9 protein-coding genes are annotated in these 8967 nt (G+C 42.9%); 8 read left to right on the top strand and 1 reads right to left on the bottom strand.

Translation table 11 applies throughout. The features are described from left to right. Positions 1-835, top strand: an 835-nt coding sequence (locus tag WC615_RS21150) for a sulfate adenylyltransferase (RefSeq protein ID WP_372980040.1), incomplete at its 5' end; no start/stop codon positions are given. Positions 836-1162: 327 nt separating this feature from the next. On the opposite strand, the gene WC615_RS21155 is transcribed toward WC615_RS21150, so the two are convergent. Further along, entirely contained in the window at positions 1163-1747 is a 585-nt protein-coding gene (locus WC615_RS21155) for a hypothetical protein (protein WP_372980041.1), read from the bottom strand. Between the two features lie 231 nt (positions 1748-1978). Here WC615_RS21155 and WC615_RS21160 point away from each other — a divergent pair, with 231 nt between their 5' ends. From WC615_RS21160 to WC615_RS21190, 7 genes are all read left to right on the top strand, one after another. Next, positions 1979-3157, top strand: a complete 1179-nt coding sequence (locus WC615_RS21160) for an acetyl-CoA C-acyltransferase (protein WP_372980042.1) — start codon at positions 1979-1981, stop codon at positions 3155-3157. Positions 3158-3216: 59 nt separating this feature from the next. Next, the gene (locus WC615_RS21165; RefSeq protein ID WP_372980043.1) at positions 3217-4152 is read left to right on the top strand and encodes a hypothetical protein; all 936 of its coding nucleotides are present in this window, start codon (positions 3217-3219) and stop codon (positions 4150-4152) included. Between the two features lie 116 nt (positions 4153-4268). Beyond that, positions 4269-5762, top strand: a complete 1494-nt coding sequence (locus WC615_RS21170) for an MFS transporter (RefSeq protein ID WP_372980044.1) — start codon at positions 4269-4271, stop codon at positions 5760-5762. A gap of 120 nt (positions 5763-5882) precedes the next feature. Next, a complete protein-coding gene (locus WC615_RS21175; protein ID WP_372980045.1) occupies positions 5883-6614 on the top strand; it encodes a polyprenol monophosphomannose synthase in 732 nt (243 codons plus the stop codon). 115 nt (positions 6615-6729) lie between these two features. Continuing rightward, positions 6730-7752 carry a Holliday junction branch migration DNA helicase RuvB gene (ruvB, locus tag WC615_RS21180; RefSeq protein WP_372980046.1) on the top strand — a complete coding sequence of 341 codons (1023 nt, stop codon included), beginning with the start codon at positions 6730-6732 and terminating at the stop codon, positions 7750-7752. Between the two features lie 154 nt (positions 7753-7906). Next, complete coding sequence (locus WC615_RS21185) at positions 7907-8506, top strand: RNA polymerase sigma factor (protein WP_372980047.1); 600 nt, start codon at positions 7907-7909, stop codon at positions 8504-8506. A gap of 90 nt (positions 8507-8596) precedes the next feature. After that, the coding region (locus WC615_RS21190; protein ID WP_372980048.1) for a hypothetical protein at positions 8597-8967 on the top strand (371 nt) is incomplete at its 3' end.

Here is an 8967-nt window from a genome sequence, read left to right on the forward strand (position 1 = left end):
TGCAGTAAACAAGATGGATATGGTTGATTATAGCGAAGAGGTGTTCAATAACATTGTTGCCGACTTTAAAAAGCTGGCTGCCAAAGTAAATCTGGATAATGTTACCTACATCCCGGTGAGTGCGTTGAAGGGCGATAATATTGTATACCGGTCATCAAATATCAGCTGGTATAGCGGCGACAGCCTGCTGCAGCATTTAGAGAATGTGGAGATCACTATAGACGATTCATCTGCACATGCCCGCCTCCCTGTACAATGGGTGGTTAGGCCGCAGACTGATGCATTGCACGATTACCGGGGTTATGCCGGCAGGGTTTCGAGCGGATCGTTTAAAGTGAATGATAAAGTAACTATTTTGCCATCGGGCTTTAGTACCACTATTTCTAAAATTGAATTGTATGATAAAGAACCTGTGGAAGCATTGGCGGGCATGTCGGTAACGGTGCATCTGCAGGATAATATCGATATCAGCAGGGGCGATATCATCGTGAACAGCGCCGGGCAGCCGCAGCTAAGCAACGTAATTGAGGCTGACCTGTGCTGGATGGATACCCGCCCGCTGGATCCCTCCCTTTCCCATTTGGTGCAGCACAATACAAAAACCATCCGCTGCAAAATACAGGAGGTGATCTATAAGGTGAATATCAATACACTGGAAAAAGACTACGACGAAGAATTTAAACTGAATGATATAGGCCGCATTGTAATAAAAACAGCCGAGCCCTTAGCATTCGACCCATACCAGGTAAATAAAGCCAATGGCGGGGCTATTATTATTGATAGCCGCACCAATGTAACCGTAGGCGCGCTGATGCTGCGCCAGTCGGTTGAGTAAACAGAATAATTTCCAATTATTATATAAACCAGTTAAGTGAAGTATGATTACCCTGTGCGAGGTGCAACTCGTGCGGGGTTCTTTGCTTTTACGACACCACCCATCATCGCCCTGTCATTTCGAGGGAAGCGCAGCGACGAGAAATCTTGTTCATACGACAGATAGCGAACTTTGCATGTTATCTACCTTGCATAACGAACAGGATTTCTCCTCGTACCTCGTTCGAAATGAACATACGTTGGGAATATTCATGCGCGTCTACGACGCTACTGTGGCGATATAATCGCCAACAAAGTAAGCACTCGTTATAAACGAGCGCAATAAATATTATTTAAGCTTGGTGTTGTTTAGCCTAATATACAGCCAGTAAGGTGTGGTATCGGGTGTTGTATTATAAAATCTGAGATATTTCTTAGTGCTGTCTAAAACAGCATATTTAAACATATCGGTAGCACCTCGTGACGAGGAATAATTTAATTTGATTGTATCATTCTGTATAGCGTATGTTCCCATATCCTCATCAATGCCAAAACATACACTCCGCATTTTAAATCTGCCACTTTCTTTTAACATAAGTGTTGTCATGCAGTTTGCAGCGCCTTCCCTGTCAGCTACCAATATATTTTCACTCTCGAATACAGCATAATCTCTAATACCAAAAGGGCGCATTAGTACAGCTGTTAAAACCAACAGTACGAAGCAGATTTTATAAAGTCTTTGTTTGTTCTTGAAATTTTCTTTGATGGCGAAGTACAACTGTTTTAATACACTAAAAACAAGTACTGCAAAAACTATAATAAGTATTAGGTAGAACAGGATTGCAAAAATGCCAAGCATCCCCTCCCAGAAATAAGAAGTATTGATAACAAGAAATAATATAATTGCGGATATGACAAGCCTGCTTTTAAACATGATAATACTTAGGATAGCTTACGATACGCAAAACATCTCTGTAAAATCCTGTTATAACGAGTAAAAATCTGGAACAAAAATGGAACATGCCTTTTCAGCAGAATTACGCTTTAATTTAATGAAGCAGGGTAATTAAATACTATGCATGCATAATATTTTTCATTTCTATCGTTACTATTCAAAGTAAAAACTAAATTTGCCCAACCATTATAATAAAGAACATTTTCGCTCATGAAAGAAGTATATATCGTATCGGCAACCCGCACCCCTATCGGCAGTTTTGGCGGCAGTTTGGCATCTTTATCGGCAACACAATTAGGTGCTGTAGTTATTAAATCGGCTATTGAAAAAGCCGGTTTGCAAGCATCAGATGTACAGGAAGTATATATGGGCAACGTGCTATCGGCCAATTTAGGCCAGGCACCTGCAACGCAGGCGGCTATTTTTGCCGGCTTGCCATATTTACCCGCCACTACGGTTAATAAAGTATGCGCATCGGGCATGAAAGCCATTATGCTGGCAGCCCAAAGCATTGCCAATGGCGATAACGATATTGTTTTAGCCGGTGGTATGGAAAGCATGAGCAACGTACCTTATTACCTTGATAAAGCCCGTAACGGCTATCGCCTGGGTAACGGGCAGATTATTGATGGCCTTGTAAAAGATGGCCTTTGGGATGTATATAATGATTACCACATGGGTTCGGCAGCCGAGCTTTGTGCTGTTGACTGCAACGTTACCCGCGAAGAGCAGGATGCTTTTGCTATAGAATCATATAACCGTGCGCAGGCATCACAAGCTGCAGGTAAATTTAAAACCGAAATTACCCCGGTTGAATTGAAAGATAAAAAAGGCGAGGTTACTTTATTTGCTGATGACGAAGAGCCAAAAGCAGTAAAGTTTGATAAGATCCCTACCCTTAAACCCGTATTTAAAAAAGATGGTACAGTTACGGCAGCAAACGCATCAACATTAAATGATGGCGCAGCTGCGCTGGTTTTGATGAGCAAAGAAAAAGCCGAGGCAATGGGCATTAAACCATTGGCCAAAATCGTATCATTTGCCGATGCACAACAAGCGCCCGAATATTTTACTACGGCACCTGCAAAAGCTATCCCATTGGCATTGCACAAAGCTGGCATATCTGCAGAACAGGTCGACTTTTTTGAGATCAATGAAGCCTTCTCGGTAGTAGCTGTAGCCAACAACAAACTATTAAAGCTTGATACCGCTAAGGTAAACGTTAACGGCGGTGCCGTTGCTATTGGCCACCCGCTGGGTGCATCGGGCGCACGTATTATTGTTACACTGATACACGTATTGCAGCAAAATGGCGGCAAACTTGGCGCGGCAGGTATTTGTAACGGTGGCGGTGGCGCAAGTGCTATGGTTATTCAAAACTTGTTGTAACCTATCTTTTTAATAATTTAGCGGCCTGTTTAACGTTTCAGTTATCATAAAAACATTTGATGAGAGGTTTCTTTATAGCTATATCCCTGTTATTTTGTTTAAGCAGTTCTTTTGCTCAACACTCTGATGAGAGCAAAAACCTAAAACAACTAAGCATATACCAGGATAGTTTAAAATCTCTTGGTAAAAAGTTTGTGAACAACCCTGATGATATGGAGCGTAAGGCTGCCAATTATACATTCATCCGTACGCTGGTTAGCGCGTTAAAAGTCCCCCACTCGTTCAATTATCAGTTCGATTCTGTTAAGAGCATCAGTATCCTTAACTCGCCGGATAATCGTTTCAGGATACTAAGCTGGCATGTAATGAACCAGGATGGCAGCTATCGTTTTTACGGCACAGTGCAAATGAATACCGGCAATAACCTGCTGATGTACCCGCTTGAGGATTATTCACCCATGCTTAAAAACCCCGAAGATTCTGTAACCGATAACCGTAAATGGTTTGGTGCGCAATACTATAAGATAATACGCGTAGCGGCCGCAACACCCTACTACGTTTTATTGGGTTGGAAGGGTAACAATGTAAAATCAACCAAAAAGGTTATTGAGGTACTTTCTTTTGATAAGGAGGACAAGCCAAGTTTGGGTATGCCTGTGTTTAACGGCAGCCGCAAACGTGTAGTATTTGAGTACACCCGGCAGGCATCGATGTTATTGCGTTATGTGCCCGAGCAAAACCTGATCGTGTTTGACCACCTTGCCCCGCCTGATGATAAAATGAAAGACCGCCCCGAAACCTTTGGGCCCGACCTTAGCTATGATGGTTATAAACTTAAAAACGGCAGATGGGAATTTGTAGAAAACCTTGATATGCGCAATATCCCCGAAACCAGGGATGCAGAATATATTGACCCTAAAGCACAGGCAATTATAGACAGGAACGGCACCCCGGCGCCTGTAAAGAAACCGGCAAGCACAAAAAGAAAAAATTAAAACACTACTATCTTTCAGCAATCAAAACATTACAAGTGTCTCTGTAATAATTTCGGTATAAAATTTCGGATCAATTTAATTATAGTACTTTAGTCAAAAAAATAGTTTTAAAACGTATGGCAGAAAACCTACAAACAACCGCTCCGGCAAAAACAAAATCAAGATTCCCCAAGAGTGTCCCGTTTATTATCGGGAACGAAGCCGCAGAGCGCTTTAGTTTTTATGGAATGCGTTCTGTACTCACGCTGTTTTTAGTGAACCAATTTTTTAATCCTACTGATAATGCGGCGTTAACCGACCAGGCTAATGCGCATGCTAATAAGCTGCACCATCTGTTTGTGATGGTGGCCTATGCTTTGCCATTTGTAGGTGGCATGATAGCCGACTGGTTTACCGGCAAATACAAGCTTATTTTATATGTATCTATAATTTACTGCATCGGGCATTTAATGCTGGCAACGTTTGATGGTGGCCTAACCGGTTTTGAATTAGGTTTGCTTGTGGTTGCAATTGGCGCCGGCGGTATCAAATCATGTGTATCTGCTAACGTTGGCGATCAGTTTGATGCTACCAATCAGGACCTGCTTTCAAAAGTTTACGGCTGGTTCTATTTCAGTATCAATGCCGGCTCTATGATTTCAACCGTAGCTATCCCCTGGACTTATGAGCACTTTGGGCCTAAATGGGCGTTCGGTATCCCCGGCTTATTGATGGCACTGGCTACCATCATCTTCTTCTCGGGCCGTAAAAAATATGTAAAGGTGCCTCCGCAGGGCGTAAACCGTAATAACCTGGTGTTTATAACATGGTATGCACTAACCCATTTAAGCAAAAGGAAACCGGGCCAATCTTTACTTGATATTGCTAAAGAAAGCTACGACCCGGAGCGCGTTGAAGGTGTTAAAGCAGTGTACCGGGTTATGTCGGTATTCTTTTTTGCGCTGGCATTTTGGGCTGTTTGGGATCAATGTTTATCTGAATGGACGCTATACGCCCAAAAAATGGATCGTGTTATTAACCTTGGTTTTACCACATTCACCATATATCCTGGTCAGTTGTCAACCTTTAACACCGTATTCCTGCTCCTGTTTATCCCGCTGTTTAACTATGTAATATATCCGTGGCTCGATAAACGGGGACTAAAAACAACACCCTTGCGCAGGCTTGGTACGGGGTTGGTGTTAACCGCTTTATCATTTGTGGTAATTGGCGTTATACACACCAGCCTTGATCATGGCGGTTCGCCATCCATTTGGTGGCAGGTACTGGCGTTTATGATATTATCAGCAGCCGAAGTACTGGTATCTATTACCGGTTTAGAGTACGCTTATACCCATTCGCCAAAATCAATGAAGAGTACCATGACGGGAATCTGGTTCCTGGTGGTATCGTTTGGCAACCTGATAACAGCCTCTATTAACGGGCTTATTGAAGGTGGCGGCTGGTGGGCCACAAACTTAAAAGGTGCTAATTACGAATGGTTCTTTGTAGCATTTATAGGTGTGTTTATAATTGCGTTCATGATTATTTCTCCGCGATTAAAAGAGCGAAACTACATTACCGACCCATACCTTGATAATAAGGCCGTTGCAGAAGCCAACAACCTTTAATAACCATCATATTAGTATTGAATTACAGGAAAGCTTACACTTTCCTGTTTTTTATTTTAAAGCGGTATAAAATTAAATTATTTTAGCAGCGTTCATTACAAAAACAAATTCTGCAGCTACGTGCCCGATAGTATAGTCATCATTCCTACTTATAACGAGAAAGAGAACATCGAACGGATGATCCGTAAGGTGTTTACGCTTCCGCATGATTTTCATTTGCTCATTATTGATGATGGCTCGCCCGACGGTACAGCCACTATTGTAAAACAGTTACAACAGGAATTTGACGGAAAACTTTTTATTGAAGAGCGATCGGGTAAGCAGGGATTAGGTACGGCGTACATTCATGGGTTTAAATGGGCGGTTGCGCACCATTACGATTTTATTTTTGAGATGGATGCCGATTTCTCCCATAACCCCGATGACCTGCTTCGTTTACGCCAGGCCTGTATAGATGGCGCTGATGCCGCTATCGGCTCGCGGTATATAAAAGGCGTTAATGTAGTTAACTGGCCTATGAGCCGGGTGCTGATGAGCTTTTTTGCATCAGTTTATGTACGTTTTATAACCGGTATAGATGTACAGGATGCCACTGCCGGCTTTATGTGTTATAAGCGTAAAGTATTGGAAACGCTTAACCTGGATAAGATAAAATTTGTGGGGTATGCATTCCAGATAGAGATGAAATACACCTCTATAAAACATGGTTTTAAAGTAACCGAAGTACCCATCATATTTACCGACCGCACTGCCGGCACCTCCAAAATGTCATCAGGCATCTTCAAGGAAGCCTTTTTTGGCGTTATACAGATGAAGATAAACAGCATTTTCAGGAAATACCCGGAGGGGTAAGTTAATTTGTGAGTGGTTTATTAGTTATCCGTACTAAAATTTATAGTATTTTACATAGATTTGAAACTGAGATCAACTAATCACAAATCTCTAAACACTAATCACTGCAAAAGCAATGAATGAAAATCTTGATCCGGATAGCGAACGCCTCTCTCCTGCCGAACGTGATATAGAAAAAGTTTTACGTCCGCAGGCATTTGAAGATTTTACCGGTCAGTACAAAATACTGGCAAACCTGCGCATATTTGTACAGGCTGCCCGCCAGCGCGGCGAGGCGCTGGATCATGTGCTATTGCATGGCCCTCCCGGGTTAGGTAAAACCACCCTGTCGCACATCATCGCTAACGAGATGGGCGCAGGTATAAAAATAACATCGGGCCCGGTATTGGATAAACCCGGCGACCTTGCAGGCCTGCTTACCGGCCTCGAAACAGGCGACATCCTTTTTATTGACGAGATTCACCGTTTAAGCCCGCTTGTGGAAGAGTACCTGTACTCGGCCATGGAAGATTTTAAGATTGATATTATGCTGGAGAGCGGGCCAAACGCGCGCTCGGTACAGATCTCGCTTAACCCCTTTACACTGGTAGGTGCAACAACGCGTTCGGGTTTACTAACCGCCCCGCTGCGTGCAAGGTTTGGTATAAACAGCCGGTTAGAGTATTACGATGCCAAGTTGCTTACTACTATTGTATTGCGTTCGGCAACTATACTCCGCACCCCCATCAGCGATGAAGGCGCTTATGAAATTGCCCGCCGTAGCCGTGGCACCCCGCGTATAGCCAACGCCCTGTTGCGCCGCACCCGCGATTTTGCCCAGATAAAAGGCGACGGTAATATTGATACCGCCATTGCTAAGTATGCACTTAACGCCCTTAATGTTGATGAGCATGGCCTGGATGAAATGGATAACAAGATCCTCTCTACCATTATAGATAAATTTAAAGGCGGCCCGGTGGGTTTAAAAACCATTGCCACCGCTGTTGGCGAGGAAGAAGGAACCATTGAAGAGGTTTATGAGCCATTCCTGATACAGGAGGGCTTTTTAATGCGTACTGCACGTGGCCGCGAAGCTACCGAAAGCGCTTATAAACACCTTGGGAAGATCAAAACAGGCCAAAACCCCTCTTTATTCTAAAAGTATATCCTTTTTTTGCCATGGTTAACACATTAACAAACAAGCAATTGTTAATGTGTCTTTTTTACGCATAATGATACTTTTTTAACATTAAAAATTATTAGGTTGCAGTTGTAGTATTTTTTGCATTATTTGCCGATACCAACTATCGCCTATGACTGACTTAATTTTACCATGTGAAAAAGAGTTGCTATTGAAGGTGGCCAATGGGGATGAACATGCTTTTAGCGAATTGTTCAACACCCATCACCAGCTTTTGGGTACACATATTTACCGCATAACAGATTCAGTTGAACTCGCCGAAGAAGTGGTACAGGACGTGTTTTTAAAGATCTGGATGAGCCGCGAAACGCTAACAAGTGTCCAAAATTTCAGGGCGTATTTGTTTGTGATCTCAAAAAACCACGCATTAAATTGCCTGCGTAAGGTGGCTAAAGAACGTATCCATCAAAAAACACTCGAAAAAAATGCCTCATCCATCACCCCTGATGACAGCCCCGGCTTAGCGGGTTACTATAGTTTATTAGATGAGGCTATAGATCATTTACCACCACAACAGCAAAAGGTTTATTTATTAAGCCGCCATAACCGTTTAAAGTACGATGAGATAGCCCGCCAGATGGGCCTCTCGCGCGAAACCGTAAAAAAGTACCTGCAGGGTGCTACCCACTCCATCACCAGCTTTGTACAGTCGAATATTGATATTTCGGCAATGATCATACTGGTTTCCGCATTTTTTTCAAAAAAATTTTAAAAGCCATACCCCCTTTTTTGTTGCGTTTGGTGTCATGTAATAAAAAGCCCCCCGGCTTTTGTACAACTACCAATTATTGAACAACATTTAATGACTACATCCAGGCTAAGGTTAAGATACCTTTTTGAGCGCTATTATAGTAAAACGGCCACTGCGCAGGAGCGCGACGAGCTGCTTACTATTATAAATGACGGCGCGGGCGATGAAGAACTCTCTTTATTGATACGCCAGGCCTGGGACGATCTGAAGCCCAACGCCGCACTGTTCAATGCTGATAAAACAAACGCAATGCTCAGCAAAATTTTAGGCGCTGACGCATCCGGCGAAAATGCAAAGCCGCGTAATAATATATTTTTATGGGCAAAAATATCTACCGCTGCTATGATACTGCTGTTTGTAGGTTTTGGTATTTACATCAAACATCACCCGCGCAAACAACAGCAAACAACGCTTGTAAAAGC

The organism is Mucilaginibacter sp., assembly GCF_041663085.1.
Classification (GTDB): Bacteria; Bacteroidota; Bacteroidia; order Sphingobacteriales; family Sphingobacteriaceae; genus Mucilaginibacter.